The 25,927-nt window shown below is 52.7% G+C and carries 31 protein-coding genes; 20 read left to right on the forward strand and 11 right to left on the reverse strand.

Annotated elements, in window-relative coordinates:
* Nucleotides 1–12 precede the first annotated feature (12 nt).
* The gene (gene spoIVB / locus NST04_RS14815) at nt 13–1,122 is read left to right on the forward strand and encodes a SpoIVB peptidase (protein ID WP_341184865.1); all 1,110 of its coding nucleotides are present in this window, start codon (nt 13–15) and stop codon (nt 1,120–1,122) included.
* Nucleotides 1,123–1,319: 197 nt separating this feature from the next.
* Entirely contained in the window at nt 1,320–2,138 is an 819-nt protein-coding gene (spo0A, locus tag NST04_RS14820) for a sporulation transcription factor Spo0A (RefSeq protein WP_036731960.1), read from the forward strand.
* Nucleotides 2,139–2,143: 5 nt separating this feature from the next.
* On the opposite strand, the gene NST04_RS14825 is transcribed toward spo0A, so the two are convergent.
* Nucleotides 2,144–2,545: a hypothetical protein gene (locus tag NST04_RS14825; RefSeq protein WP_341184866.1), complete on the reverse strand. Its 402-nt coding sequence runs from the start codon at nt 2,543–2,545 to the stop codon at nt 2,144–2,146.
* 1,028 nt (nt 2,546–3,573) lie between these two features.
* Nucleotides 3,574–3,945: a hypothetical protein gene (locus tag NST04_RS14830; protein WP_341184867.1), complete on the reverse strand. Its 372-nt coding sequence runs from the start codon at nt 3,943–3,945 to the stop codon at nt 3,574–3,576.
* 239 nt (nt 3,946–4,184) lie between these two features.
* Here NST04_RS14830 and NST04_RS14835 point away from each other — a divergent pair, with 239 nt between their 5' ends.
* Nucleotides 4,185–4,844, forward strand: coding sequence for a helix-turn-helix domain-containing protein (locus NST04_RS14835; protein ID WP_341184868.1), 660 nt, complete (start codon nt 4,185–4,187; stop codon nt 4,842–4,844).
* A gap of 119 nt (nt 4,845–4,963) precedes the next feature.
* Nucleotides 4,964–5,272, forward strand: a complete 309-nt coding sequence (locus tag NST04_RS14840) for a hypothetical protein (RefSeq protein ID WP_036698353.1) — start codon at nt 4,964–4,966, stop codon at nt 5,270–5,272.
* 100 nt (nt 5,273–5,372) lie between these two features.
* Here NST04_RS14840 and sda read toward each other — a convergent pair whose 3' ends face one another.
* The 5 genes from sda to NST04_RS14860 all read right to left on the reverse strand — a co-directional run bounded on the left by sda (nt 5,373) and on the right by NST04_RS14860 (nt 7,429).
* Nucleotides 5,373–5,546: a sporulation histidine kinase inhibitor Sda gene (gene sda, locus NST04_RS34015; protein ID WP_445667894.1), complete on the reverse strand. Its 174-nt coding sequence runs from the start codon at nt 5,544–5,546 to the stop codon at nt 5,373–5,375.
* Nucleotides 5,547–5,782: 236 nt separating this feature from the next.
* On the reverse strand, nt 5,783–6,118 hold the full coding sequence (locus NST04_RS14845; RefSeq protein WP_341184869.1) for a LytTR family DNA-binding domain-containing protein: 336 nt from the start codon (nt 6,116–6,118) through the stop codon (nt 5,783–5,785).
* Nucleotides 6,119–6,139: 21 nt separating this feature from the next.
* On the reverse strand, nt 6,140–6,259 hold the full coding sequence (locus NST04_RS14850; RefSeq protein ID WP_341184870.1) for a cyclic lactone autoinducer peptide: 120 nt from the start codon (nt 6,257–6,259) through the stop codon (nt 6,140–6,142).
* Nucleotides 6,256–6,780: an accessory gene regulator ArgB-like protein gene (locus NST04_RS14855; RefSeq protein WP_341184871.1), complete on the reverse strand. Its 525-nt coding sequence runs from the start codon at nt 6,778–6,780 to the stop codon at nt 6,256–6,258. The genes NST04_RS14850 and NST04_RS14855 overlap by 4 nt, the downstream gene beginning before the upstream one ends.
* Entirely contained in the window at nt 6,764–7,429 is a 666-nt protein-coding gene (locus NST04_RS14860) for a hypothetical protein (RefSeq protein ID WP_341184872.1), read from the reverse strand. The genes NST04_RS14855 and NST04_RS14860 overlap by 17 nt, the downstream gene beginning before the upstream one ends.
* A gap of 137 nt (nt 7,430–7,566) precedes the next feature.
* Between NST04_RS14860 and NST04_RS14865 the strand changes: the two genes are divergently transcribed.
* Both NST04_RS14865 and NST04_RS14870 read left to right on the forward strand, forming a co-directional pair.
* Nucleotides 7,567–8,085: a DinB family protein gene (locus tag NST04_RS14865; protein WP_340951488.1), complete on the forward strand. Its 519-nt coding sequence runs from the start codon at nt 7,567–7,569 to the stop codon at nt 8,083–8,085.
* A gap of 15 nt (nt 8,086–8,100) precedes the next feature.
* The gene (locus NST04_RS14870; RefSeq protein WP_340951491.1) at nt 8,101–8,355 is read left to right on the forward strand and encodes a hypothetical protein; all 255 of its coding nucleotides are present in this window, start codon (nt 8,101–8,103) and stop codon (nt 8,353–8,355) included.
* Nucleotides 8,356–8,428: 73 nt separating this feature from the next.
* Here NST04_RS14870 and NST04_RS14875 read toward each other — a convergent pair whose 3' ends face one another.
* Nucleotides 8,429–8,998, reverse strand: coding sequence for a thymidine kinase (locus NST04_RS14875; RefSeq protein WP_036731981.1), 570 nt, complete (start codon nt 8,996–8,998; stop codon nt 8,429–8,431).
* A 182-nt stretch (nt 8,999–9,180) separates the two neighbouring features.
* Here NST04_RS14875 and NST04_RS14880 point away from each other — a divergent pair, with 182 nt between their 5' ends.
* The 3 genes from NST04_RS14880 to NST04_RS14890 are packed head-to-tail and all read left to right on the forward strand — an operon-like array spanning nt 9,181 to nt 12,979.
* On the forward strand, nt 9,181–9,390 hold the full coding sequence (locus tag NST04_RS14880; RefSeq protein ID WP_340752771.1) for a hypothetical protein: 210 nt from the start codon (nt 9,181–9,183) through the stop codon (nt 9,388–9,390).
* An 18-nt stretch (nt 9,391–9,408) separates the two neighbouring features.
* Entirely contained in the window at nt 9,409–11,151 is a 1,743-nt protein-coding gene (locus NST04_RS14885; RefSeq protein WP_341184873.1) for an ABC transporter ATP-binding protein, read from the forward strand.
* Nucleotides 11,132–12,979 carry an ABC transporter ATP-binding protein gene (locus NST04_RS14890; RefSeq protein ID WP_341184874.1) on the forward strand — a complete coding sequence of 616 codons (1,848 nt, stop codon included), beginning with the start codon at nt 11,132–11,134 and terminating at the stop codon, nt 12,977–12,979. Before NST04_RS14885 ends, NST04_RS14890 begins: the two co-directional genes overlap by 20 nt.
* A gap of 128 nt (nt 12,980–13,107) precedes the next feature.
* Here the strand turns inward: NST04_RS14890 and NST04_RS14895 are convergent, their stop codons facing one another.
* Nucleotides 13,108–13,413, reverse strand: a complete 306-nt coding sequence (locus NST04_RS14895) for a DUF2627 domain-containing protein (RefSeq protein WP_341184875.1) — start codon at nt 13,411–13,413, stop codon at nt 13,108–13,110.
* 167 nt (nt 13,414–13,580) lie between these two features.
* Here NST04_RS14895 and lpdA point away from each other — a divergent pair, with 167 nt between their 5' ends.
* The 5 genes from lpdA to lipB all read left to right on the forward strand — a co-directional run bounded on the left by lpdA (nt 13,581) and on the right by lipB (nt 19,932).
* Nucleotides 13,581–15,002 (forward strand): dihydrolipoyl dehydrogenase, encoded by a 1,422-nt coding sequence (lpdA, locus tag NST04_RS14900; RefSeq protein WP_341184876.1) that lies wholly within the window; start codon nt 13,581–13,583, stop codon nt 15,000–15,002.
* Between the two features lie 294 nt (nt 15,003–15,296).
* Nucleotides 15,297–16,328 carry a thiamine pyrophosphate-dependent dehydrogenase E1 component subunit alpha gene (locus NST04_RS14905; RefSeq protein WP_036731999.1) on the forward strand — a complete coding sequence of 344 codons (1,032 nt, stop codon included), beginning with the start codon at nt 15,297–15,299 and terminating at the stop codon, nt 16,326–16,328.
* 3 nt (nt 16,329–16,331) lie between these two features.
* A complete protein-coding gene (locus tag NST04_RS14910; RefSeq protein WP_341184877.1) occupies nt 16,332–17,318 on the forward strand; it encodes an alpha-ketoacid dehydrogenase subunit beta in 987 nt (328 codons plus the stop codon).
* A 370-nt stretch (nt 17,319–17,688) separates the two neighbouring features.
* Entirely contained in the window at nt 17,689–19,140 is a 1,452-nt protein-coding gene (locus NST04_RS14915) for a dihydrolipoamide acetyltransferase family protein (protein ID WP_341184878.1), read from the forward strand.
* Between the two features lie 33 nt (nt 19,141–19,173).
* Nucleotides 19,174–19,932 (forward strand): lipoyl(octanoyl) transferase LipB, encoded by a 759-nt coding sequence (lipB, locus tag NST04_RS14920; RefSeq protein ID WP_445667895.1) that lies wholly within the window; start codon nt 19,174–19,176, stop codon nt 19,930–19,932.
* Here lipB and prli42 read toward each other — a convergent pair.
* A complete protein-coding gene (prli42, locus tag NST04_RS14925; protein ID WP_143803916.1) occupies nt 19,929–20,030 on the reverse strand; it encodes a stressosome-associated protein Prli42 in 102 nt (33 codons plus the stop codon). The genes lipB and prli42 overlap by 4 nt on opposite strands.
* 99 nt (nt 20,031–20,129) lie before the next feature.
* Between prli42 and NST04_RS14930 the strand changes: the two genes are divergently transcribed.
* Nucleotides 20,130–21,257, forward strand: a complete 1,128-nt coding sequence (locus NST04_RS14930) for a M20/M25/M40 family metallo-hydrolase (RefSeq protein WP_341184879.1) — start codon at nt 20,130–20,132, stop codon at nt 21,255–21,257.
* Nucleotides 21,258–21,522: 265 nt separating this feature from the next.
* Here NST04_RS14930 and NST04_RS14935 read toward each other — a convergent pair whose 3' ends face one another.
* Nucleotides 21,523–21,696, reverse strand: coding sequence for a hypothetical protein (locus NST04_RS14935; protein WP_209871109.1), 174 nt, complete (start codon nt 21,694–21,696; stop codon nt 21,523–21,525).
* Nucleotides 21,697–21,773: 77 nt separating this feature from the next.
* Between NST04_RS14935 and NST04_RS14940 the strand changes: the two genes are divergently transcribed.
* From NST04_RS14940 to NST04_RS14960, 5 genes are all read left to right on the forward strand, one after another.
* Nucleotides 21,774–22,346 (forward strand): NUDIX domain-containing protein, encoded by a 573-nt coding sequence (locus NST04_RS14940; protein ID WP_209871107.1) that lies wholly within the window; start codon nt 21,774–21,776, stop codon nt 22,344–22,346.
* Nucleotides 22,337–23,530 carry an endonuclease Q family protein gene (locus tag NST04_RS14945; protein WP_341184880.1) on the forward strand — a complete coding sequence of 398 codons (1,194 nt, stop codon included), beginning with the start codon at nt 22,337–22,339 and terminating at the stop codon, nt 23,528–23,530. The genes NST04_RS14940 and NST04_RS14945 overlap by 10 nt, the downstream gene beginning before the upstream one ends.
* Nucleotides 23,531–23,597: 67 nt before the next feature.
* Nucleotides 23,598–24,233, forward strand: coding sequence for a stage II sporulation protein M (gene spoIIM, locus NST04_RS14950; RefSeq protein WP_341184881.1), 636 nt, complete (start codon nt 23,598–23,600; stop codon nt 24,231–24,233).
* Nucleotides 24,234–24,437: 204 nt separating this feature from the next.
* Nucleotides 24,438–24,905 (forward strand): ferric iron uptake transcriptional regulator, encoded by a 468-nt coding sequence (fur, locus tag NST04_RS14955; protein ID WP_036698309.1) that lies wholly within the window; start codon nt 24,438–24,440, stop codon nt 24,903–24,905.
* Between the two features lie 782 nt (nt 24,906–25,687).
* Nucleotides 25,688–25,921: a DUF4227 family protein gene (locus tag NST04_RS14960; RefSeq protein WP_036732023.1), complete on the forward strand. Its 234-nt coding sequence runs from the start codon at nt 25,688–25,690 to the stop codon at nt 25,919–25,921.
* Nucleotides 25,922–25,927 lie beyond the last annotated feature (6 nt).

Below are 25,927 nucleotides of genomic sequence, written 5' to 3' on the forward strand. Positions count from 1 at the left end.
CTCAGGAAGTTAATGCCCGGCCTTTTATTTGCCTTCTTTCTCAGTTTATCAGGCATAACGGGACCCTCACAGATCCACGCAGCACCGCTTGAACATCAGCCGCTTAGGGCGGTACAGGGAACCGAGAATGAACTTAAGGTCATCCCCGGAGGTCAGACGATTGGCGTGAAGGTGAAGTCGGCAGGCGTGCTGGTTGTTGGTCATCATCTGATTGAAGTATCGGAGCAGTCCAAGATTTCACCCGGCGAGAACAGCGGCATCCTGCCCGGCGATCTGATGATCTCCATCAACGGGGTGAAGCTGGACGAGGTATCGAAGGTAGCAAGGCTGGTCGAGCAGGCCGGCAAAAGCAATGATTCCTTAAGCATCGTCTACAAACGCGGCGGTAAAGAGCATACGGCTCAGCTGAAGCCCGCGTATGACCGCACAGACAAGGTGTGGCGGCTCGGGCTCTACATCCGTGATTCCGCAGCAGGTGTAGGGACCCTAACTTTCTATGCCCCGAAGCAGGGGGTGTATGGGGCCCTTGGGCATGTCATCACTGACATGAACACAGGTACGCCGATTGTGGTTGGCAGCGGCCATATCGTGCAGTCCAGCGTCACTTCAATCTCCAAGAGCCAGGATGGCGATCCGGGGGAGAAACGGGCCCATTTTCTGAAAGAAAGCCAGGTTCTCGGAAATGTGGAGAGCAACACGGATTTCGGAATTTTCGGTAAAATGACCCGTAATCCCGAGCACAGCCTGTATCAGGAGCCGATTCCGGTAGCCATGAGTTCGGAAGTGAAGGAAGGTCCCGCACAGATTCTTACTGTCGTCGATGGTCAGCAGGTCGAACGCTTCAACGTAGAGATCATCCATGTGGCCCGTCAACAGACCCCTGCTACTAAGGGCATGGTGCTGCGCATCACCGACCCGCGTCTGCTTGATAAGACCGGGGGGATTGTCCAGGGGATGAGCGGTAGCCCGATTGTCCAGAACGGCCGTCTAATCGGTGCAGTGACCCATGTGTTCGTCAATGATCCTAAGTCAGGGTATGGCTGCTTCATTGAGTGGATGCTTAGGGACTCCGGTGTGGTTCAACAGGATCAGGAGCTTCAATACAATCTTAAGGCGGTTTAGCCTTAAGATTTTTTTGTCGAAGGGCAGCGATTATCCTCGAAACGTGAAACAAAATATTTAATTATAAATCAACGACGAAAAAAAATAAAGAAAAATAATTTTCGACAGAAGGATATTCAAACGTGATGTCGAAAGTTATAGGGAGAGAAGATGATAAATATTTTCTGAATAGCAGATATATAAGGAGGAAGCAGCCAGTGCAGAATATTGAAGTGTTGTTGGCCGATGATAACAGGGAGTTCACGAACTTGCTCGCCGAGTACATTACTGAACAAGAAGATATGACAGTGACAGGCATTGCCTACAATGGGGAAGAGGTACTTCAGATGCTCAGCGGAGCACGCAAGATCCCCGATGTCCTTATCCTTGATATCATTATGCCGCATCTGGACGGCCTCGGCGTTCTTGAACGCCTGCGTGATATGGATCTGAACCCGCAGCCCAAGATCATTATGCTGACCGCTTTTGGCCAGGAGAACATTACACAGAGAGCCGTTCAGCTTGGAGCCTCTTATTATATTCTGAAACCGTTTGACATGGAGGTTCTGGCGAACCGTGTGCGTCAGCTGGTCGGCACGCAGGGCAGCATGAGCACTTCCGGAAGCATGTCCGGCTATTCTTCTTCCAGATCTTCCAGTAATGTGGTTCCGCTGTCCAAGGGCAAGAACCTGGACGCGAATATTACCTCAATCATTCATGAAATCGGCGTCCCTGCGCATATCAAAGGCTACCAATACCTGCGTGAAGCCATCACCATGGTCTATAACAACATTGAGATACTTGGTGCCATCACCAAGACGCTGTATCCGGCTATTGCCGAGAAGTTCAAGACCACGCCTTCCCGCGTAGAACGCGCCATCCGTCACGCGATTGAAGTCGCCTGGACCCGTGGCAATATCGACAGCATCTCCCACCTGTTCGGCTATACGATTAATATCTCCAAATCCAAGCCAACTAACTCGGAATTTATTGCCATGGTCGCCGACAAGCTGCGCATTGAGCATAAGGTGTCTTGAAAGGGTTAGGGGCAGGAATAGCTTAACAATAAATACCACTGGCTAATGGGAAATCGTATTCCCCAATAGCCAGTGGTATTTTGTTTCACTGAAGCCAGGTCCGATATACACGAAAAGCCAACGATATTCGGCGCTGCGTGGGCATGTGGCCCAAATGTAATCGAAAAACCGATTACATTGAGTGCGGCAGAGGCATGTGGCCCAAATGTAATCGAAAAACCGATTACATTGAGAGCGGCAGAGGCATGTGGCTCAAATGTAATCGAAAAACCGATTACATTGAGCGCGGCAGAGGCATGTGGCCCAAATGTAATCGAAAAACCGATTACATTCGGCGCTGCTGCGATGATGTAGAGGCCTAACTCCACAGCCAGTAAGATTTCAGGGGAATCCTGCAAGAAGTGCAACAATGTGGCTCCATACAGTGGTCGGTTATGATGTAACGTTCTATTTGTCTAGGATGATCCTGAGACAGTCGCCATTGAGTAACGGCCACGTCTGCGTCATGGCTTGCATGTGATCTGTAAACGCCTGTTAAAAGCGAATAGAGAACAACAAATGAGATAATAGCTATATAGTAAGGATTGGATTGAACAACGAAAATCAAAGGTATCATGAGGATGAATATTGTAAACTGCTGGAATATATTATATATCAAAGCTAGTGAAGCTCGTCAACGGAATAAATAACAAATCAAGCCACTCCTTCATTCGAGTGGCTTTTTTAGTTTATAATGAAGGGATAAGCAAAGGAGGTGGTATAAATCATAGCGCAGATTCTTTTAGGGATCTGGATGCTCACACAAGCGGCTTGTCACTTTTTTGGACTTGATGTGTTCCTTCGGCAATCCGTTAGGGATGGTTTGAGTAAGGAGGAGCGGGCCTCTTTTCAAAGAGGGATGGTCCTGCCCTATCTCATATTAGGGATGACTTTTATTGGAATGGGAATTATTGAGCGTAAGGCGGTCCTGTCCATGCCGCTTTTCCTGGGACTCTATATTATATTGTGTGCGGCGTCCTTGGCCGGGGTATTAAGGAATAATAAAAAATACCTGGGTCATTATATGTGGTGAATCCGTTAACAAAGTAAAAACCGTTCCGGTAAGGAACGGTTTTTACATGTGCAGTCACACCAGAATATCCAGCGAAGTTGAATCTGGAGCAGGGTCGGTGCTGGTTTCCGGGTTGGAGGAATTGATCTCATCGCTGTCCTCTTTAATCCGGGAGAGTGAGCTTGGAACATTATTGTGCTGTGCAGCGCACTGCTGTCTTCCCGCAATTCTGAAGCTAACTCCGAAATCTTGCTGTCGATCCTGTTACGGTCATATGTGATACTGCTTGAGATAATCGCATGCATCGAATTCGAATCCGTCACGGGGATAACACCCGGAGAAGAAGTTGAAGAGATGGGTAACAAGAGAACTTCCTCCTCCTACTTAATTAACGGACTGGTTGCCCAGGCTGCTCAGGTAAGCATCGGCTTCTTGATATGTAGGGTAATGTACGGCGAATTTGCCGAACAGCCGTTTCATTTGCATTTTCCAGACCGGGGAATCTGCAACGTATACCCAGCCTCCTACCCCTGCTTCTATCGCGCGGTCACCGGTGGGAGCGAGCATTGCGGCTACTTCAGGGGAGAGCACGGTTGGGGAACCCGTCACATCGGTGAATCCGGTGAAGCCCGGCTTCAGCTGCTTCAGTGCATTTTCGAAATCTGCTATGTATGCGGGTACGTCACTCTCAGTCAACCCGTAGGCCCTAACGATCACCTGGTTTTTTGCAACATTGACTTCCATTGTGTAAGACATGAACATTCCTCCAGTTGTGGTATTAAGTTTACATTAGAGTATATCGGATAAAATCGGGGTGTTTTTGAGAGAATAAGGAAATCGGATCACGTGAGCTTGCATTTATGGGGATTAACTCCATATATATTAAATGGATGTGTTGGTTTTTACGGTTCAGGAACAAAGATTTTACACAAACAATTGTTATTATGAAACACAAATTGTTGTCTTGTGTTATGATATAGGTAGAGGTGGCTCAAATGAACGATTTCGATAATTACCCCGATGAGCTGGGGAATTTCATCCGGCACTTCAGAAAGGCCCGCGGATTAACCCTCAGGGGGCTGGAAGAGAAGAGCGGCATCAGCTATTCACAGCTCAGCAAGATTGAACGGGGAGAGAGTATCCCGCTGAAGGATAACCTCGACAAGATCATTGAGGCCCTCGGAGGAGATCTCAAGAACCGGATGTATCATTTGGCCGACTATATGCCTGATATCGAGTATATCAAGACACTCAAGCAGGGATACAAGCTGCCGCAGCATAATCAGTCTCAGGACTATATCTACGAGACGGCATTTAACAAGCTGAAGGAATTCCGGGCGAAGGAAGACAAAGAAACGTCATATGTTTCCTTCGATTCTGACGAGGTCATCGTTTATGAAACGGAATATGGGGCAGGAATGGTTATTGAGAAGATTGAGAAATACAACCTGACCGACGTGCTGAACGATAAATTCGAGGGAAGTCTGGACAGTCTCCGCAGGCAGCCGCGTCAGGGACGCCAGGCGTACTTATTTGGTGAATGGTTGCGTGAAGGTATCTATGAGCTGAAGGAAGACGAACAGGACCAGGTTATTCAGGCCTTGAAGGAATTCACCCAGTTCAAAGTGCAGCAGATCAAGGGCATATATAAGTAATGAAGGGCCCGGCTTAGCTTGCTTCAAAAATGAATAATGTTGCCCTTTCTTGCAGCCATCTATTCATCTTGATCCATAAACAAACTACAAATGGTTAGACAGAAAAGGGGATAAGAAACATGAGAATCAATATGAAGTTTACCAGTAAAGGAAAAGCTGCGATCGAGAATTTCAACAACGAAGAGCTGTTGGAGATTTTTGCACGATACATCAAGACACTGACCAAAAAATACGATATCGAAGTAGATGTACCGCTTGAAGTGAATCAGAATATCGTTGCCGATGGAACCGTCATTGCCATGGCTCAGAACGTCAAATGTGATGCAGAGACCTTCTTCAAAGAGCTGGGACGCGACATCAAGGTTCCCCTGAAAAAGCGCCTCGGCGGTAAGCTGGAGAACGTGTTCAAGACCGAAATCATCGAGTAGACAAAAGGTTGCTACACACCAAAAACCATCCCCGTTTAACATGGAGGATGGTTTTTGGTCGTCTGTGCAGGTGTAACTTATGGATGGAGAGCTTCGCATTCTAATGATGTTGGGTTTTTGAGATATTCCGCGTAGTGAGAACGTTCCTGATAATCTGAATAAAATCCGGTGAAGCCTTGGCTTCCAGCGCCAATTCGTAGATGCTCTTTAATTGTTCGTCAGACAATAGCTCAAGTGATGAGGGGCGCGGAGAAGGATGAAAGTAAGTTTCCATTGTATTCCTCCATCATGGTTGAGAGTGGTGAGAAAGATAATCACAATATTCATAATATGCTTCTAGCTAAATGGTACCATCTGGAATATAATCCGTCTGCTGGGATTCGCCCTCTGAATTTTTCTTTACATAAGTTGGATAATATGTGATAATGATTGAATTTGTTTTAATTAGCCATATATGACTGTAAAAAAAGCAGCGACCCTCTTATTGGAGGATCGCTGCTTTTTTACTTTCTATAACGGTGATTCGTTTTTCCTTGAAGCTAGAAATCTGCGGATACGTGTTTCATTGGATTCCGATACAGTAGCAAATTGTTCCCCTTGATTGAACAGAACAATCTTCCGTTCCGGATCATAACCGTCAATATTGCCAATGTTGACTACATTGCTGCGGTCAAGACGTTCAAAGCCCATGCCTCCGTAAGCTGCATACAAATCGGAAAGAGTGGTAGGGAGAACAAATTCGCCTTCTTTCGTATGGACGAATATCGTATTCTTGTGGTTAGAGAAATACAATATCTCCTCCTCCCGGATACTGCGGGAAGAGCCGTCGTTTAGTAAGACACGCATGTACTCCCCATCCTTGTGTAATTACTTGCGTAATTCTTTTGGCGCTTCCGGGCTGTGAATCGCTGGCTTCATGATTGAAACAAAGAAACGCGCTGATCCGGCAAGAGCGGATGAAAGCTGCTTTGCGATAAATTTTCTCAATGTGTTTGCCTCCTTGACCAGGGAATTACTGTTAATGACTGGACCAAAAACGCCAATCCTAGCACAGTTGATTGAATAAAGAAATTAGATGAGACCATTACTATAGAAACCAACTTCAAAATAGGATAAATTGAAGCGGAAATTCTTGAGTTTTTATCAGGGTTTGGAGCGAATAAAATCATGACAAGCAAACTGGCTGAGTTAGCCATCCAAAGGCCGAATTCTGAAAATGTGATTAAAGTGGGTAGTAGGGTACTTAACAAAGTAGTGACAATATTACAAGCCATAGCTGTTTTTAAATGAAATCCGCCAGAGGCGAGGCGAAGGATACAGAAGCTTAACAGAAAGGTTAAACATTCTGTTAAACGGCCGGCAATAAGGCCTATAACTGCTGTACTTACTATGATTAGTAATGTATTTAATATAATGCCGAGGGAGTATTGCATGACTTCGACAGAATGAGTTTCCTCGGGGTTAGCATTTTTAATTGTGATAGCAATTCTATTAGCTAATAAATTCATTGTGTGTTCGATCCTTCTTATATGAAAGATATAGGTAAGAATAGAGCAAAACAGCATAAATCATGGGCATAAGGAAGAAATATTGCGAATATTTTTCTGTTAGGAACACCAATAATATAACAAAAACTAAGGAGGGTGCACTTAGAATCAAAATTTTTATTTCACGTAGTTCAATTTTAACTTTGACATTTTGTTTGTCAGGCACGAAGTCAAATCCTTTTTTCTTCTTGCCGATATAAGTTCCAATAGTTATAGCTCCGGTTGCAGAAATAAATTGAAGGAGATATACAGCTATTGACGTATAAGGTAACCCAACTTGATACAGTCCTATTAATTTCATCAAGAGATAACATGAGGATTGTATGAACATATAGGCAAGGTATGTCAGTCCTGTCATAGAAACAGCATAAAAAATATGAATTCTAAATAAAAGCCAGATAAAGCAGAAGGTCAATAAATATTGGAAGAATACATCGGTTAATATCAGTTTATAATCATTACGGAGAACAAACGAGACAAATGCCATTAATGTAGCAGCAAATATCATTTCCACAAGAAAAACATCAATTTTAAAAACCTTGAAAGCCAAATAAAACATTGCAGATGTTTCTAAAACTGAAAACACCATATAAAGCACAAAATCCAGCATGCTTACACTCCCGGGAAATAGATTAACAAATCTGTAATCCTGGTGATATTATACATAATAGGCTAAGATACAACAACAGGTTTTGACACAATCCGGCAAATATTTCTTGAAAATTGGTTTGGAGAGGGGTTTTTACCATGAATCAGCGTCCTGCGCAAGGAGAGTATACCGAATTTCAGTCCAGATATATTACACTGGTGCCGCCGGAAGGAGCACTGGGCGTTATTCTAAGAGAGCAGACTCAGGAGGTACTGGCTCTGCTCGGCGGGCTGACAGAGGAGCAAGGGGCCTACCGCTATGCCCCCGGGAAGTGGAGTATCAAGGAAATGCTAGGGCATCTGACGGATAATGACCGCATTATGTCTTACCGCTTGCTTTGTTTTGCGAGGGGAGAACAGGCGCCGCTGCCGGGCTATGAAGAGAATGATTATGCGGCTGCCGGGGCGTTCGACCGCTTCACGCTGCAAGAGATGATTGCGCATTACCGGATCGTCCGGGAGTCCACCCTGGCGCTGGTAGACAGTCTGGTGGATAATGATTATACCCGTACAGGCAGCTCCAATGGCATTGCGATGTCGGTTAGAGCGCAGATTGCTCTGATCATCGGACATGAACGGCATCATCTGCGGGTTCTTCATGAACGTTATCTGAACTAAAGGGAGGAGACGCATGTGGGCTTGCTTAGAGGTATCTGGCATGTCTTCGTCCCGAGGGAGCGCACATTAGTGTACACCACGTTCGATCAGGGACAATATCTCCGGGTCAAAAGCCGCCTTGCAGCAGCTGGCATCCCGCACCGTTCCCGGATTAATGGCGGAATGAGAGAGACCACACGGCGTGCTGACTTCGGCGGGAAGGCTACGATCCAGCATGATCTGTTCGTCCGCAAGGAGGATGAGCACAGGGCGCTTCAAGCGGTTCAATAGACTGGAACACAAAAAAACGCATTCTGGCCTGTTGAGGGCTGGAGTGCGTTTTAATGTTCTGTTTTAGGGTATTTTACAATGGAGGATTCTTGTGGCATTTACGGCAGACCGGGTAATAGGCTTCATTGCCGCCGATCTGTATCTGTTTGCCGCTGTATACCGGCTTGCCGTTCTCGACCCGCAGCGCCATGGTGGCTTTCCGTGCGCAGAACCAGCAGATGGTCTTCATTTCTTCGATCTTGTCGGCGTAGATCAGCATATATTTGCTGCCTTCGAACAGATTGTTCTGGAAATCATTTTTGAGGCCGAAGGCCATCACCGGAATGTCCAGCTCATCCACAATACGCACCAGCTGCAGGATGCAGTCCTTGCTCAGGAACTGGCACTCGTCTATCAGTACACAGTGCGGCTTCGGCAGACTGCTGCTGACAATGCTGTAGATATCGGTCTGCTCGTCGATAGGAATGGCCTGCTTGCGCAGTCCGATCCGGGAGGAGATGTATCCCACTTCATCCCGGTTATCAATGGAAGGTGTGAAGAGGAGCACCGACTTGCCCTGCTCTTCATAATTATGTGCAACCTTGAGAATCTCAATGGATTTGCCGCTGTTCATAGCTCCATACCTGAAAAATAATTGTGCCACGTCCATCTATCCTTTCACTGTTGAGCTAATCTGCAACACGACCCAAAAATCGACCTTTCTAGAGTATCATACTCGGGGCCGGAGTAGCCAGTGCAAACATTGCTTCCGCCCGGGATGTGCTATAATGAACGCAATTGTGTCTTCAGCAGGAGAATATAGTGAACAGAAGGGAAGTTAGTCAGGTGACAGAGAAATTGGAGCAATATAAGGAACGGATTAATGCGCTGCGGGAGAAGGGGGAGCTTATCCCGGGTACGGAGAATTTACTGGAAGACATGCTGGCCGAGCTCACCGAGCTTAACCGCAGCAACAAGGCACTGCGCCGGGTCATTTTGAAGTCGGGACAAGGCTCTGCCATGTCTACCCGCCTGCGGGATGCGCTCTACGAATAAGCAAATGGGGTATCTTCGATGAAGCTAATGTTGACTTTTCTTAAAAAATACCGGGTCGCCGCCATTGCCGCGCTGGTCATGATGCTGATTGAGCTGGCCGTGGAGCTGTCGCAGCCGCTGCTGATCTCCAAAATCATTGATGACGGTATCCGGCAACAGGACACGGCTGTCGTCTGGCTGTGGGGCGGGGTGCTGGTAGGGAGTGCCGCTGTGGCGTTTCTGGCGGGAATACTCAGCTCCTTTTTTGCGTCGCATGTCAGTCAGGGGTTCGCATTCGACCTGCGTGACAAACTGTATGAAAAGGTACAGTCGTTCTCTTACGATATTTTTAGCCGCTTCCCTACCTCGTCCCTGATCACCCGCCTTACCGGGGATGTAACACAAATTCAGGATACGATATTCATGGGGCTGCGGTTCATGACCCGTATTCCGCTGGTTGTGATCGGAAGCGTGATTATGGCGCTTGTTGTACATATCAAGCTGGGGCTGCTGCTGACCGTGACGCTACCGTTTTTGGTGATTTTCATGATCTGGCTGATGCGCAGAGCGTCCGAGCTGTTCCGCAATGTGCAGAGCCGGCTTGACGGCGTGAATGGTGTGATTCAGGAGAATTTGACCGGAATCCGGCTGATCCGTGTATTTGTGCGGATGGGCCATGAGATTGGACGGTTCGCAACATTCAGCGGAGAGCTGATGAGATCGACTATTGCTGCGCTGCGGCTTACTGAGACCTCAACCCCGTTCATAATGATCATCGTCAATGCCGGGATTCTGGCTGTGCTGTGGTTCGGGCGGATTGAGATCTCTGCAGGGGATGCGACGCTGGGGCAGACGGTTGCTGTCATTAACTACTCGCTGCGGACGATGGGAGCGCTATCAGCGCTATCCTGGATTATGGTCAGCTTCTCCCGCGCACGGGCGTCTTCGGGACGGGTCACTGAAGTGATGGCGGCAAGCGATGGCCCGGGCGAGCTGGGTATGACTTCTGGAGAAGGTCTTGCGTCAGCTGTTCAAGGCAAGGTTGAATTCCAGCGGGTCAGCTTCAGCTATCCCGGCAGTGATATTAAGGTGCTTGACGATATCTCCTTCACGGTGCAGCCGGGGGAACGCGTGGCGATTATGGGCGCGACCGGCTCAGGCAAATCCTCTCTGGTAACGCTGATTCCCAGGCTGTATGAATGCGGCAGCGGGAGCATCCTGGTGGACGGACAGAAGCATACGGAGATGGATATGCAGACCTTACGGGGCTCGATTGGCTATGTACCTCAGGAGGTGCTGCTATTCACCGGCTCGATCCGGGAGAATATAGCCTGGGGAAATGCAGCGGCGAGTCACGCAGAGATTGAGCAGGCAGCAGCGGCAGCGCAGATTCATGACACAGTTGCCGGGCTGCCGCAGGGCTACGATACTGCCCTTGGGCAACGCGGAGTTAATCTGTCGGGCGGGCAGAAGCAGCGTCTGAGCATTGCACGGGCGCTGGTGCGCAGACCGGCGATCCTGATTCTGGATGACAGCACCAGTGCGCTTGATGCGGTGACGGAGGGGCTTTTGCTGGCAGAGCTGAAGAAGTTGTCCTGCACGACCTTCCTGATCACACAGAAAATTAGCTCCACTGCTTCGGCGGATCTAATTCTGCTGCTGGACGAAGGCCGGCTCATTGCGCAGGGGACCCATTCCGAACTAATGGATGAGTCCGCGCTGTACCGCAAAATCTATCAATCGCAGACAGGGGAGGGGCAGCATGTTCAAAGCACTCATTGAGCCGTTCCGCTATCCGAAGCTGGAAGTAGGCCACGGCGAAGCCAAGGTCTTCGGGGCGATGGGCAGCCGGAAGCCGAAGGCGAAGGCCAAGAACTGGTCTGGCACATTAGGACGTATATGGACTTATCTCGCTGAACGCCGGACAAAGCTGCTACTGGTGCTGTTCATGGTTCTACTAAGCTCAGCTTTGTCGCTCCTTGGACCCTACCTGATCAGCCGGGCAGTGGACGACTATCTGGGCGGGGAGGGCGGAAGAACGTGGGGCCTCTTCCTGCTGGTGCTGGCGCTCGTCTACCTGCTGAATTCCCTGGTCTCCTGGCTGCAAAATGTCTGGATGATCGAAGTGGCCCAGGAGACGGTCTACCGGATGCGGACGGATCTGTTCTCACACCTGCACCGCCTGCCGATCTCCTTCTTCAACCGCAGGCAGCAGGGAGAGATTATGAGCCGTCTGACCAATGATATCGAGAATATCAGCTCGACGCTGAACAGCTCGGCGATTCAGATTTTTTCCAGTATCCTGACGCTGGTGGGAACGGTTGGCGTAATGCTATGGCTCAGTCCGCTCTTGACGCTGCTAACCTTCATTGTGGTGCCGCTGATGATGCTGGGCATGCGCTGGATTACCCGGCGTACCGGCCCGCTCTTCAAGGAGCGGCAGCGGAACATGGGGGAGCTGAACGGGTTCATTGAAGAGACCTTGTCCGGGCAGCGGATTATCAAAGCCTTCTCGCAGGAGGAGCGGGTAATTACCGGCTTCAGAGAGCGTAATAGACGGATTATGCTGTCGGGGTATTGGGCGCAATCGATTTCGGGCTTCATTCCCAAGCTGATGAATGGTCTGAACAATCTGAGCTTTGCCATCGTGGCCGGAGTCGGGGGGCTGCTGGCGATCCGCGGGCTGGTGACAGTGGGGATTATTATTGCTTTTGCCGAATATGCCCGCCAGTTCACCCGGCCGCTGAATGATCTCGCGAACCAGTGGAATACCTTGCTATCAGCTATCGCCGGTGCGGAGCGCGTTTTCGAGGTGTTGGATGAGGAGACGGAGGCCCGGGATGAAGGCGAGGCGGTGAAGCTGGAACATGTGGAGGGAGCCGTAAAGTTCACGGATGTGTCCTTCTCTTATGAAGGTGGCGCCGATACGCTCCAGGGAATTACGTTCGAGGCGAAGCCCGGAGAGATGATTGCGCTGGTTGGACCTACCGGTGCCGGCAAAACAACGCTAATCGGCCTGCTGTCCCGCTTCTACGACCCAAGTCGTGGCAGTATTACGCTGGACGGGCGGGAGCTGTCAACGGTCACCCGCGAGAGTCTGCGCAGCCATATGGCCTTCGTCCTCCAGGACTCCTTCCTGTTCAAAGGCACAATCCGCGATAATATCCGCTACGGCCGGCTGGGTGCAACCGATGAAGAGGTGGAGGAGGCCGCGAAGCTGGCCAATGCCCATGCCTTCATCATGAGACTTCAAGATGGGTACGACCGGATGCTGTCTGTGGACGGCAGCGGCATCAGCCAGGGACAGAAGCAACTCTTGGCTATTGCCCGGGCAATTTTGGCGAATCCGTCCATGCTGGTGCTGGATGAGGCGACAAGCAGCATCGATACGGTGACTGAGATTAAGATTCAGGAAGGGCTCCAGGCGCTGATGCGCGGGAGGACCAGCTTCGTCATCGCTCACCGGCTGGGCACGATCCGTGCGGCCGACCGCATCCTGGTGCTTGAGGGCGGACGCCTGCTTCAGCAGGGCTCGCACGAGGAGCTGCTTCAGCAGGGCGGCCTCTACAGCGAGCTGGTGCGGGGGAGCAAGGAAGCGGCTGGAGAGTGAATGAGCGCTGAGTGAGAGAGCGGGCGTGTCCAGCAGGTAACTCATAGCGGGTGATCAATAACCAACAGGGGATGCTTCAGCAGCCGGTTCGTTCATGGCTTGAGACATCCCCTGTTTCAGTTGTAGGATTAGGAGCGGGCTTCGGTGGACGGGGGCTGCTGCGTTTGCTGCTTCTCCCGGAAGCGGGGGCCTACGTAGTTCTTTTTGCGGTCTCGGGTTAGAATCCAGCCGCCGAGGAAGGTCATGCCCGCCAGGAATAAGAGCAGTCCGCCGCCGAAATGCAGCCACGCAAATTTGGGAATAGCAGTCTCATCGCCATGCATGGCGAAATAATTGAACAGATCATCTTTCATCATCAGGAAGCCCGTCATGGCCAGGAGGCCGGGGATTACCAGAATAAGGATGGCAATGAAGCGTGAAATTAGCAGTTTCATCACAGTCGCTCCTCTTCGCAGCCGTTTGAATTCACCCATATGATAACGCTTTAACCTGCAAAAGTCCATGAATACATGACGTTTGTAGGTTTTGTATTACTCCCGAAAGAGAGTACAATATAATAGATTGAACTGAATTCAAGAGGAATGACTGGAGGATACATATCATGACAATGACCTGTGATGTAGCGATACTTGGCGGTGGCACCGGCGGTTATGTAGCAGCGATCCGCGCTGCGCAGCTGGGCAAATCCGTTATCGTTATTGAAATGGACAAGCTGGGCGGAACCTGCCTGCACCGCGGCTGTATTCCCAGCAAATCACTGCTGCGCAGTGCAGAGGTATTGGCTGAAATCAACGAGAGCGAAAGCTACGGTATAGAGACTACGGGCACTAAGCTGGTATTCCCCAAAGTACAGCAGCGCAAGGAAGCAGTAGTGGAGCAGCTTCATCAAGGGGTGCAGTATCTGATGCGCAAGCACAAGATTCAGGTACTGAAGGGCAAAGGCCGGATCATCGGTCCTTCGATCTTCTCTCCCCGAAGCGGCGCAGTGGCTGTGGAGCTGGAGAATGGCGAGATGGAGACCGTGGTCTCTACGAATCTCATTATCGCTACCGGCTCGCGCCCGCGCGTTCTGCCGGGCCTTGTGCCCGACGGCAAGGTAATTCTGAGCAGTGAGGAAGCGCTGACGCTTACGGAGCTGCCGGAATCGATCATTATCGTAGGCGGAGGAGTGATCGGTGTGGAATGGGCATCGATGCTGGCTGATTTTGGTGTACAGGTGACTGTTGTCGAGACAGCCGGACAGCTTTTGCCGCAGGAGGACGAAGAGGTGGCCCGCGAGCTGCTGCGCCTGCTGAAGAAACGCGGAGTCCGGGTGCTCACCGGAACAACGGTGGATGCCGAGACCTGCACGGTGTCAGAGACAGGAATTACGATTGAAGCCCGCAAGGGGGAGCAGAGCCAGAGCCTGTCGGCTGACAAGCTGCTCGTATCCGTGGGACGCGTAGCGAATATTGAGAATCTCGGGCTTGAAAATACAGATATCCGCTTCGACACAGGTGTCATTGCGGTAAATGCCAATATGCAGACGGGTGAACCGCATATCTATGCGATTGGCGATTGTATCGGCGGACTGCAGCTGGCTCATGCTGCCAGTCATGAGGGCATCCGTGCCGTCAACCATCTGGCCGGTGAAGCGCTCCATCCGTATGAAGCCCATCTGGTTCCGCGCTGTGTCTATACACGGCCGGAAGTGGCAAGTGTCGGCTACACGGAGCAGGAAGCGAAGCAGCTCGGCCGTGAGACGGTGACCGGGAAGTTCCCGTTCTCCGCGATCGGCAAAGCCATTGTCTATGGCATGAAGGACGGCTTCGTGAAGGTAGTAGCGGACGCGAAGAACGGGGATATTCTCGGCGTGCAGATGATCGGCCCGCATGTGACCGATCTGATCGGTGAAGCGGCGCTGGCACAGATCCTGGATGCCACACCTTGGGAGGTCGGGGAGGCTGTACATGCCCATCCGACACTGTCGGAGGTTCTGGGCGAGGCGATGCTGGCGGTAGATGGAAGAGCAATCGGATTCTAGCGTGCGATAGAGAGCTTAACAAGAAGGCCGGAGGGAGCGGAAGGCGCGTACTGCGCCAATATCGCTCCATACCGGCTATATTTGTTCGTTTCCAGTGCTTCTGCATGGCGGAGGGATTTTGGCTTTTCTTTTTGCCGGGAAAACGATTATAATGAATTTAGTACCTGGTGATAGGATCAGGGCATATATAATAATATTAAGGTCAATCCGCCTGGCGGACGCGTCCTGAACCGGTTAGAGATAGCGGGGGCTGGAAGCTGGCGCCGGCAATACTTTCAAGGAGGTACCTCTTATATGGAATCCCAAGGTACTGTAGACACCGTTAACAGACATAAGCAGCTTGGACTCACAGACGGCCAGGTTATCGATATGTACAGATTCATGCAGCTCGGACGAAAATATGATGAACGCAGTCTGTTGTTACAGCGTGCGGGCAAGATCAATTTCCATGTATCCGGCATCGGGCAGGAGGCGGCACAGGTTGCGGCGGCATTTGCACTGGACCGGGAGAACGACTATTTCCTTCCGTATTACCGGGATTATGCATTTGTCCTCTCTGTTGGAATGACCACGCGCGAGCTGATGCTGTCCGTGTTCGCCAAGGCGGAAGATCCGAACAGCGGCGGCCGGCAGATGCCAGGCCACTTCGGCAGCAAGCGCCTGCGGATTGTAACGGGCTCCAGCCCGGTCACGACCCAGGTTCCGCATGCAGCAGGCTTCGCGCTGGCGGCGAAGATGCAGAAGAAGAAGTTCGTCTCCTTCGTCACCTTCGGGGAAGGCTCCAGCAACCAGGGGGATTTCCATGAAGCGTGTAACTTTGCCGGTGTGAATAAGCTGCCTATGATTATTTTTTGCCAGAACAATCAGTATGCGATCTCGATTCCTGCCCACAAGCAGCTTGGCGGCAAGGTCAGCGACCGTGCGCTTGGCTACGGTTTCCCCGGCATCCGGGTGGACGGCAATGATCCGCTGGAGGTGTACCGCGTGGTGAAGGAAGCCCGCGAACGGGCGCTGGCCGGAGAAGGCCCGACCCTGATTGAAGCAATGATGTACCGCCTGTCGCCGCACTCCACCTCGGATAACGATCTGGCTTACCGGACGCAGGAGGAAGTCGATGAGAACTGGAAAAAAGACGGCATCGCCGCGTTCCGCACCTATCTTACCGGACTCGGTCTATGGAGTGACGAGCAGGAGCGTGATCTGGCTGCCGAATATAATCTTGAACTGAAAGAAGCTATAACCTACGCGGAGAATGCGCCGTTCCCGAAACCGGAAGATACGCTGCTGCATGTCTACGATGAATCCGGCCTGAAGGGGGGCGCTTAAGCTATGGCGATGATGGAATATATCGATGCAATCCGGCTGGCGATGAAGGAAGAGATGGAGCGCGATGAGTCAGTGTTCGTGCTGGGTGAGGATGTCGGCGTGAAGGGCGGCGTCTTCACAACGACCAAAGGCTTGCAGGAGCAGTTCGGCGCAGAACGGGTGCTGGACACACCGCTTGCGGAATCTGCCATTGCAGGTGTGGCCATCGGTGCCGCGATGTACGGCATGAAGCCGATTGCAGAGATGCAGTACTCGGATTTCATGCTGCCCGCAACGAACCAGATTATCAGCGAAGCAGCCAAAATCCGCTACCGTTCCAATAATGACTGGAACTGTCCGGTCGTCATCCGTGCGCCGATCGGCGGCGGCATCTTCGGCGGGCTGTACCATTCGCAGTGCCCGGAGTCGATCTTCTTCGGCACGCCGGGACTTAAGATTGTGGCCCCTTATTCGGCTGCAGATGCGAAGGGACTGCTCAAGGCGGCTGTCCGTGATCCAGATCCGGTGCTGTTCTTCGAGAACAAGAAATGCTACAAGCTGATCAAGGGCGATGTGCCCGAAGGCGACTACACCGTGCCGATTGGTGAAGCGAATCTGCTGCGTGAAGGCAGCGATATTACGGTGATCGGGTATAGCCTGCCGCTGCATTTTGCGATGCAGGCAGCGGAGGAGCTGGAGAAGGAGCATGGCGTCACCGCACATATCCTGGATCTGCGTACCCTCCAGCCGCTGGACCACGAGGCGATTATTGCTGCTGTCCGGCAGACCGGCAAGGTGCTGATTGTCCATGAGGACAACAAAACCGGAGGCATCGGCGCTGAAGTGGCGGCGATCATCGCCGAGCATTGTCTGTTCGACCTCGATGCCCCGATCTTCCGCCTGTGCGGACCTGATGTTCCGGCGATGCCGATCTCACCGCCGATGGAGAAATTCTTCCTGCTCAGCAAGGACAAGGTCAAGGCTGAAATGCTGCGTCTGGCGCAGTACTAAGTTAAATAATTTATCCTTCCGGGACACCGTGACCCGGGCCCGGGCAAGAATGTTGCAGAATGTGCAACTTGGATATGGAATATACAGCTTGACTGGGAAGAATGCTGCAGGAAATGCAACATTATGTCCGCTCAGCCGCCCGAATGAAGAGAATTGCTGCGTTTTGTGCAACATTTTTGATTATGGGCAGATTTGTTTGAGCGAATGTTGTATAAAGTGCAGGATTTGATGGCTGGATTTAGAATCCAGTTTTGTGCAAAGCAAATTCAAGAAATCCACGCTTACAAAACTAAGCGCGTGCTTCCGAAGACAGTTTTGCACGAAGCAAATTCGAGGAGTCCACGCTTACAAAATTTTAAGGAGTGACATTATGTCTGACAATACAACGCTGACGGATGTAATTATGCCGCAGCTGGCTGAATCGCTGGTATCGGCGACCATCGGGAAATGGCTGAAGCAGCCGGGCGATTCGATAGAGCAATATGAGCCGATCTGCGAGCTGATTACGGATAAGGTGAACGCGGAGCTGCCTGCAACGGTAGACGGCACGCTGGTCGAGCTGCTGGCCGAGGAGGGCCAGACGGTCAGCGTCGGCGAGATCATCGCCCGCATCGCTGTGGCTGGCTCAGCCGCGCCAGCCGCTGCGGCCCCGTCACCGGCAGCTTCCGGTGACGCCCCAGCCCCTGCCGCTGCCCCGGCTGCGGCATCTGGCACTGCCCCGCAGGCGGCCCACGCCGCCGCGCGGCCGCCCGTGCCCGCTGCGGCTTATGACGCCGCAGCTCCAATGCGCGCCCGGTACTCTCCGGCTGTGCAGTCGCTGGCCGCCGAGCACGGCATCAACCTGGCGGCCGTGCCGGGCACCGGCCTGGGCGGACGTATCACACGCAAGGATGTGCTCACGTTCCTTGCAAGCGGTGCGGCCGCCGTTCAGCCGCCGGCATCCGCTGTAGCCCCTGCCGCAGCGCCCGTGCCTGACACGGCTCCTGCTGCCGCTGTACCCGCAGCGCAGCAGCCTGTGCTCCAGCCTGTGCCGGACGCACTTCAGCCGGTCCGCAACTCCGGCCTGCACCTCAGCGAATCGCCGAAGATTCCGACGATTGAGATTGAAGGCGGACGGGGCAGCAGCTCGGAGTATCTGATCGACGTTACGCCGATCCGTAATACGATTGCTACCAGAATGCGCCAGAGCGTCTCGGAGATCCCGCATGCCTGGACGATGATCGAGGTCGATGTGACCAATCTGGTGGTGCTGCGCAACAAGCTGAAGGATGAGTTCAAGCGCAAGGAAGGGATCAACCTGACTTATCTCGCTTTTTTGATGAAGGCTGTGGTTAGTGCGATCAAGGATTACCCGATCATGAACTCCGTCTGGGCCGTGGACAAAATCATCGTCAAACGCGACATCAACATCTCGCTGGCCGTAGGCACAGAGGATTCGGTTATGACGCCGGTCATCAAAAAAGCCGATCAGAAGAATGTCGCCGGGCTGGCCCGCGAGATCGACGAACTGGCACTGAAGACACGGGAGGGCAAGCTGCGCCTGGATGATATGCAGGGCGGCACGTTCACGGTGAACAACACCGGTTCGTTCGGCTCGATTCTGTCTTATCCAATCATCAACTATCCGCAGGCAGCGATTCTCACTTTTGAATCCATTGTCAAAAAGCCTGTCGTCATCAATGATATGATTGCCGTTCGTTCGATGGCGAATATCTGCCTGTCGCTGGATCACCGGATTCTGGACGGAGTCATCAGCGGACGGTTCCTGCAGCGCGTGAAGGATAATGTGGAAGGCTACACCCCGGAGACGAAGCTCTACTAAGTAAGGCGGCTGCGGACCCCTGGAACAGGGAGAATGAGAAGCAAAGGGGAACTTACGATCATGGAGAACCTGAACCTAAGCAAACTTACAGTTACCATTCTTCCGCTGATGGAGTACGGGGCGGCCTGGGAGCTGCAAAAGGAAGCGGTGCATGCGATTGACGCGGGCACCGCTTCCGAGCAACTGATTCTTTTGCAGCATCCGCCCACGTACACCATCGGTTCGCAGAATCATCCGGAGCATTTGCTCCTCAGCGGGGAACAGCTCAGACAGCAGGGCATTGCGCTGTTTGAGATTGACCGCGGGGGAGATATTACATATCATGGGCCCGGCCAGCTGGTCGGTTACCCGCTTTTGAAGCTGGGCGAGCACGGCAAGGTCGATCTGCACGGTTATCTGCGCAAGCTGGAGTCGGTGATTATTGCGTACCTGGAGGCCTATGGAATTACGGGAACCCGCAAGCAGGGGTATACCGGGGTATGGGTCGGTGATGAGAAAATCTGTGCAATCGGCGTCAAGTTCAACAAGTGTAAATTCCGCCGGGGGTTTGTCACCAGTCATGGCTTCGCCTTCAACGTATCGGCCGGGATCGGGCAAAGCGGCTTCACCGGCATTATCCCCTGCGGTATTGCGGAATATGGAGTGACCTCGCTGGAGGAATGCACGGGGCGCGCTTTTGACATCGGGACGGTTGCTGAAGAATTGGTGCCTTATTTCCTGGAGCAGTTTCCGTATAGCCAAACAGCGCCCGGGGAACCCGGACGCTGTTACTTAAGTGCTAAGCGTGATTAACCGGCCAAAAACGGCTCGATGACGAACAGCACCGTAGAGGCGATCATAGCGAACAGCATGATGTAGATGATAATGCGAAACCATTTTTGTCGTTGCATGAGTGACTCCTTTGAGATTAGTTTAAGTTATGAGCATGAGCCCACAATTGAACGCAGTACAACCATTGTAACGTATCTGAGAAAGAGAGGGAAGTCCGTATGATATCAGAAGACCGATTGATCCATGAGTTCATGGAGCTTGTCCAGATTGACAGTGAGACCCGGAATGAACGGCAGATTGCCGATGTGCTTAAGGAGAAGTTCAGCAGCCTGGGGCTGAGCGCAGTGGAAGACGATTCGCAGGAGAGAACGGGACACGGAGCCGGCAATCTGTTCGTGACCTGGCCTGCGGACAGCGGAGTGAGCGCGCCGAAGCTGCTGTTCACCTGCCATATGGATACCGTGGTGCCCGGCCAGAAGATCAAGCCAACCCTTGGGGAAGACGGCTGGATTCGAAGCGATGGCAGCACCATTCTTGGGGCGGATGACAAAGCAGGACTGGCTGCCCTGTTCGAGGCCATCCGGGTGATTCAGGAGCAGAAGCTGCCGCACGGCCAGATTCAGTTCGTCATCACGGCAGGCGAAGAGTCGGGGCTGATGGGCGCACGAGCCATGGACCCGGCGAATCTGGATGCAGATATGGGCTTCGCGCTGGATTCCAACGGAGAAGTGGGAGCTATTGCTACCGCCGCACCAGGCGTGGCCCGGATCTCGATGCAGATCTTCGGCAAATCCGCCCATGCAGGCGTGAACCCGGAGGACGGCATCAGCGCCATCCAGGTAGCAAGCAAAGCTATTTCGGCCATGAAGCTGGGACGGATCGACAACGAAACGACAGCGAATATCGGCAAGTTCGCCGGCGGCGGGCCGACGAATGTGGTCTGCGACCATGTGCAGCTGGATGCGGAGGCCCGCAGTATTGTGCAGGAGAAGGTTGACCTTCAGGTGGCCTCCATGCGGGAGGCACTGGAGACAACAGCACGCGAACACGGGGCGCAGAGTGAATTCCGCAGCGAGACAATCTATCCGGCATTCAGCTTTGGTGCGGGTGATCCGGTCGTTCAACTGGCGGCCCGTGCGGTCACTGCGCAGGGCCTGACCCCCCGCCTGTTCGCTTCCGGCGGCGGCAGTGATGCCAATGTGTTCAACGGCCTGAACGTTCCGGTTGTGAACCTGGCAGTTGGTTACGAGGATATCCATACCACGAAGGAGCGGATCAAGGCTGCAGACATCGTCAAGGTGGCCAGTCTGGTTGTAGCCATTGTGGCCGAGAGCCAGAAGGGCTAAGCCGATAAGAGGCTGTGCAGGGACCCGGCCAGGGCAAGGCTTTTGCTAAAAATATAAGAAGTTATATGTTGCACACGATAACTTATCCTTCTATTTCTCGCTGAAACGGTACCGTCCTTAAAAAGACGGCAAAGCCGTTTCCACTTAGGCGGTCACCTGCCGCTTATGAATAACAATAAAGGAGCTGCTTCCGGGATGATCCGGGAGACAGCTCCTTCTTATACCCTGGAATATCATAGACGCTGACCGGAAGAACGAAGCGGCATTATCCAGCCTTAGAAGCTTTGATCCGCGAATCTGCCTGGAGCAGCAGGATGTAAGCCAGGGGCATATCGCGCCCGTATTGCTTCATCCACCCGGCCATTACGGCCATAATCTGTTCCGGTTTACCTACCATTGTAACTGCGGATGAGCTTGCTTGGACAAGGATGTTATTCATGCCTGCATTCCTTCTTTCTTCTTAAGTTTGCTATAATACACCCTATGCATAACGATGCCAAAGGAGACCACAAATCTATGAAAAAAGATGAAATAAACCGCAACCCCGCATTGGATGAAGAAACATTGTCAACGAAGCCGATTTTTGCAGGCCACATTATTTCGCTTCAGGTGGATACCGTAAGGCTTCCTGACGGCAACACCGCAACCCGCGAGGTCGTGAAGCACCCTGGAGCTGTAGCCGTGCTGGCCCTGAATCAGGGTAAAATGCTTGTCGTAGAGCAGTACCGTCAGCCGATGCACCGTACCGAGGTGGAGATTCCGGCAGGGAAGCTGGATCAGGGAGAAGATCCGCTGGCGGCTGCGGGCCGTGAGCTTCAGGAGGAGACCGGATTTCATAGCGGAGGGCTGAAGCTGCTGAAGTCGTTCTACACCTCTCCCGGATTCGCCGACGAGATCATTCACCTCTATGTGACCGAGGATGCCCAGCCGGGCGAGATGGCACTGGATGAGGATGAGTTCCTGGAGGTCTCCGAGCTGACGCTGGAGGAAGCCTACCAGTACATTGCGGACGGACGTATTGCCGATGCCAAGACGATGATGGCGGTCTATGCCTGGCATCTTTACACGCTGACAGGCCAATGGCACTAGCGGAGGAGCTCAGCAGCGTCTACTGCGATCTGCATGTGCATATCGGACGGACTTCGGAGGGCCAGGCGGTCAAAATCAGCGGCAGCCGTGATCTGACCTTCGCAGGGATTGCCAGGGAAGCGGCGGAGCGCAAGGGGATTGGCCTGATCGGCATTATCGACAGCCACTCACCGGGCGTGCTGCGTGATATTCATACCGCGCTGGATTCCGGTGAAATGACGATAGCCGCAGGCGGCGGAATTGCGTACCGGGGGACAACGATCCTGCTGGGAACCGAGATTGAGATCCGTGAGCCCGGGCGGCGGGAGTGCCATGTCCTGGCCTTCATGCCGGACCTTGGAACGATGGAGGATTTCAGCACCTGGATGAGCGCCCATATGCGTAATGTGAGTCTCAGCTCACAGCGCCTGTACGCCCCTTCAAGGGTGCTTCAGGACGAGATTACCGGGCGGGGCGGGCTGCTGATCCCGGCCCATATTTTCACGCCTCACAAGGGGCTCTATGGCTGCGCGGCCGAGCGGATGGCGGAGTTATTCGATTTGGACCGCATCGCAGCCGTGGAGCTGGGTCTCAGTGCGGATTCAGAGATGGCAGGATATATCTCGGAGCTTGACCGTTACAGCTTCCTGACCAATTCCGATGCCCATTCCCTCGGCAAAATCGGCCGAGAGTACAATGTCATCGAGATGCAGGAGCCCTCCTTCGAGGAGCTGAAGCTTGCGCTCCAGCGCTCGGAAGGACGCAGGGTCAGCGCCAACTTCGGGCTGAATCCCCGGCTGGGCAAATATCACCGGACCTACTGCGGCGGCTGCGGCAGCATCATTGACGAAGCCTACAGCACCTCAGAACGCTGCCCGTATTGCGGCAGTCCGAAGCTGGTCCAGGGTGTATTGGACCGGATTCTGCACATTGCCGACCGTTCGCAGCCGCAGGTCCCGGATTACCGGCCTCCGTACCACTACCAGGTGCCGCTGGAGTTCATTCCCGGCCTCGGCAAGCGTAAGCTGAATCTGCTGCTGGAGGCTTTTGGCACAGAGATGAACATTCTGCACCGTGCTGCGGAAGCCGAGCTTGCCGCTGTAGCGGGGGCAGAGCTGGCGGGGCTGATCGTGCTGGCCCGCAGCGGGCAGCTCGTCCTCTCCTCGGGAGGCGGCGGGACCTACGGCAAGGTGGTCAAGAGCTAAGGACAAGTCATAGATCAGGGCATTCCCTCATATGGTGTAACATGTGACTGGAAAGGGGAATGTCAGGGTGCGCAGTCTAAAGCTGATGGTGAAGGAACAGACGCCTCTTTATATTTTTGTCGCGGTATTATTTCTGGTCGGGGTGGTATTCGGAGCGCTTATCGTCAGTGCGCTAACACTGGATCAGCAGCAGGAGCTGGGCGATTACTTAAGCAACTTCTTCGTGACGGTCGATCAGCAGGGACTGCCTGACGCGCAGGATTCATATTGGAGCATCGCCGCTTTTCATCTGAAGTGGGTCGGCCTGATCTGGGTGCTTGGCTTGTCTGTAATCGGGCTCCCGGGCATTCTGATTCTGGATTTCCTCAAAGGTGTGCTGATCGGCTTCACCGTCGGCACGCTGGTCAGCCAATATTCCTGGCACGGCATGCTGTTCGCCCTGGTCTCCGTTGCTCCGCATAATCTGGTGCTGATTCCGGTGCTGCTGGTATGCAGTGCGGCTGCGCTCGGGTTCTCCCTGCTGATGATCCGCAGCCGTGTGCTCGGACAGCAGCGCCGCACGCAGATCACCCATCCGTTCATGATGTACACGCTGCTCTCCCTGGGGATGGCGCTGCTGGTGATGGGAATCTCGGGCTTCGAGGCTTACGTGACTCCGGTGATGATGCGCTGGGTGACGCCGCTGCTGGTGTCAGCCGGGTGAAAGTGAGAAGCAGACAGGGGCAGGGAATCGGCGCCGGTGCTGCGGAGAGAGAGTGGAATATTTTACTAATATGGAGTATTTGTGAACGTGCGGGTCAGCTCCCTCCAGATGCTAAAACCGTTTGACTTCTCAAAGGAAATCCCCCTATAATGGAAGAAGTGGCTTGAAGCCCGGTGTGGTAATTTTCCAAGGGGGAGGCAGACAATGGAAGCCCGAATAGACAAGATTAAGCAACAACTACAATCCCAAGGATACAAGCTTACACCTCAACGGGAAGCGACCTTAAGAGTTCTCCTGGAGAACGAGGATGATCATTTAAGTGCGGAAGATGTATTCATGCTTGTGAAAGAAAAGGCGCCTGAGATCGGTCTTGCCACCGTGTATCGTACCCTGGAACTGCTTAGCGAGCTTCATGTCGTGGAGAAGATCAATTTCGGAGACGGTGTGGCCCGCTATGATCTGCGTACGGATACGGCGAAGCATCATCACCATCATTTGATTTGTGTGCAGTGCGGAACGATGGATGAGATTCGTGAGGATTGGCTCGGACCGCTGGAAGAGCGGCTGGAGCAGGAATACAACTTCACGGTGGTTGATCATAGACTTGATTTTCACGGAATATGCCACCGCTGCAAGGACAAGAATCCGGCAGAGGACAATACTCCCGAATAAGCGTATATAGAATGTGGACTTATGAATGCTTCATTGCGAATTTCCTAAGTTCATCTTCAGATGAAAAAGAACCGCGCAAGCTCTCCCCGGCTGAATGGCTGGAGGGGAGCTTTTTGATTGCCTGGAGAGTAGGTAAGCGGGCTGCGGCGGGGGATGAAAGGGATAAATCCCTTTGAATTCGGCTAAAGTGGGCAGGACGAGGGAATGAAGGGGATAAATCCCTTTGAATTGGCTAAAAGCGTGCTGGAAGTGGAAATGAAGGGGATTAATCCCTTTGAATTCGCTGAAAGTGGGCAGGACGAGGAAATGAAGGGGATAAATCCCCTTTGAATTGGCTAAAAGTGTGCTGGACGGGCAGTTGAAGGTGAGTAATGAAGAGCACAAGGGCCCCTGAATTCAGCAGATGCGGGCTAGATGAGCGAATGAAGAGCACAAGTGCCCCTGATTCCAGCCAAAGTCGGCTAAATGAGCAAATGGGGTGCATTAGTGCACCTGATCCCAGCCAAAGTCGGCTAAGCCAGCAAATAGGGTGCATTAGCGCACCTATTTCGGCTGAGCTGCTTTGGCCGGACTGGGCTGGATGCGCAAAGATCAAAAAATTACTTAACGTACATAACAAGGCCCTCCGGCGCATAAAGTGAAGGACGAGTTCTGCCCGCAACCCTTTTGCCCGCTATCCTTCTATTCGCCGTCCGGCCGCGCGCTTACTCAGGCGCAGCAGAAGGGGAGCATGTGCAGGCTGCTGACGCAGACGCTGATATCATTTTGAGGAGGCTGCCTGGATGATTATTTCTCTGCCCCGCACGGTGCGCCGGCTGTATTTCATGACGATGCTTGTGGCGGTAAGCTGTGTGCTGTATTATGTTTTGAGCTGGGTCAGCGCATGGATCAGTCCGGCCCGCAATGTTGAGATTCCGGAAGGCACCGCCGTCCGGGCGTTTCAGGATGTCCAGTATGGGGAACAGGGGATAAGTGCGGGGGAGCGCCTGCGCCTTTTTTACTGGTACGGGGAGTAACGGGAC

The organism is Paenibacillus sp. FSL H7-0756 (assembly GCF_038006765.1).
Lineage (GTDB): Bacteria > Bacillota > Bacilli > Paenibacillales > Paenibacillaceae > Paenibacillus_AQ.

What these genes read in the sequence shown, in the direction of transcription:
- NST04_RS14905 (WP_036731999.1), top strand. Translation starts at nt 15,297, where the DNA reads ATGGAATCCCAAGGTACTGTAGACACCGTTAACAGACATAAGCAGCTT.
- NST04_RS14930 (WP_341184879.1), top strand. Translation starts at nt 20,130, where the DNA reads ATGATATCAGAAGACCGATTGATCCATGAGTTCATGGAGCTTGTCCAG.
- fur (WP_036698309.1), top strand. Translation starts at nt 24,438, where the DNA reads ATGGAAGCCCGAATAGACAAGATTAAGCAACAACTACAATCCCAAGGA.
- NST04_RS14865 (WP_340951488.1), top strand. Translation starts at nt 7,567, where the DNA reads ATGAATCAGCGTCCTGCGCAAGGAGAGTATACCGAATTTCAGTCCAGA.
- spoIVB (WP_341184865.1), top strand. Translation starts at nt 13, where the DNA reads ATGCCCGGCCTTTTATTTGCCTTCTTTCTCAGTTTATCAGGCATAACG.
- NST04_RS14935 (WP_209871109.1), bottom strand. Translation starts at nt 21,696, where the DNA reads ATGAATAACATCCTTGTCCAAGCAAGCTCATCCGCAGTTACAATGGTA.
- lpdA (WP_341184876.1), top strand. Translation starts at nt 13,581, where the DNA reads ATGACAATGACCTGTGATGTAGCGATACTTGGCGGTGGCACCGGCGGT.
- NST04_RS14885 (WP_341184873.1), top strand. Translation starts at nt 9,409, where the DNA reads ATGAAGCTAATGTTGACTTTTCTTAAAAAATACCGGGTCGCCGCCATT.
- NST04_RS14860 (WP_341184872.1), bottom strand. Translation starts at nt 7,429, where the DNA reads ATGCTGGATTTTGTGCTTTATATGGTGTTTTCAGTTTTAGAAACATCT.
- NST04_RS14915 (WP_341184878.1), top strand. Translation starts at nt 17,689, where the DNA reads ATGTCTGACAATACAACGCTGACGGATGTAATTATGCCGCAGCTGGCT.
- NST04_RS14890 (WP_341184874.1), top strand. Translation starts at nt 11,132, where the DNA reads ATGTTCAAAGCACTCATTGAGCCGTTCCGCTATCCGAAGCTGGAAGTA.
- NST04_RS14855 (WP_341184871.1), bottom strand. Translation starts at nt 6,780, where the DNA reads ATGAATTTATTAGCTAATAGAATTGCTATCACAATTAAAAATGCTAAC.
- NST04_RS14960 (WP_036732023.1), top strand. Translation starts at nt 25,688, where the DNA reads ATGATTATTTCTCTGCCCCGCACGGTGCGCCGGCTGTATTTCATGACG.
- NST04_RS14830 (WP_341184867.1), bottom strand. Translation starts at nt 3,945, where the DNA reads ATGTCTTACACAATGGAAGTCAATGTTGCAAAAAACCAGGTGATCGTT.
- NST04_RS14895 (WP_341184875.1), bottom strand. Translation starts at nt 13,413, where the DNA reads ATGAAACTGCTAATTTCACGCTTCATTGCCATCCTTATTCTGGTAATC.
- prli42 (WP_143803916.1), bottom strand. Translation starts at nt 20,030, where the DNA reads ATGCAACGACAAAAATGGTTTCGCATTATCATCTACATCATGCTGTTC.
- NST04_RS14845 (WP_341184869.1), bottom strand. Translation starts at nt 6,118, where the DNA reads ATGCGTGTCTTACTAAACGACGGCTCTTCCCGCAGTATCCGGGAGGAG.
- NST04_RS14835 (WP_341184868.1), top strand. Translation starts at nt 4,185, where the DNA reads ATGAACGATTTCGATAATTACCCCGATGAGCTGGGGAATTTCATCCGG.
- NST04_RS14945 (WP_341184880.1), top strand. Translation starts at nt 22,337, where the DNA reads ATGGCACTAGCGGAGGAGCTCAGCAGCGTCTACTGCGATCTGCATGTG.
- NST04_RS14910 (WP_341184877.1), top strand. Translation starts at nt 16,332, where the DNA reads ATGGCGATGATGGAATATATCGATGCAATCCGGCTGGCGATGAAGGAA.
- sda (WP_445667894.1), bottom strand. Translation starts at nt 5,546, where the DNA reads ATGGAAACTTACTTTCATCCTTCTCCGCGCCCCTCATCACTTGAGCTA.
- lipB (WP_445667895.1), top strand. Translation starts at nt 19,174, where the DNA reads ATGAGAAGCAAAGGGGAACTTACGATCATGGAGAACCTGAACCTAAGC.
- NST04_RS14940 (WP_209871107.1), top strand. Translation starts at nt 21,774, where the DNA reads ATGAAAAAAGATGAAATAAACCGCAACCCCGCATTGGATGAAGAAACA.
- NST04_RS14840 (WP_036698353.1), top strand. Translation starts at nt 4,964, where the DNA reads ATGAGAATCAATATGAAGTTTACCAGTAAAGGAAAAGCTGCGATCGAG.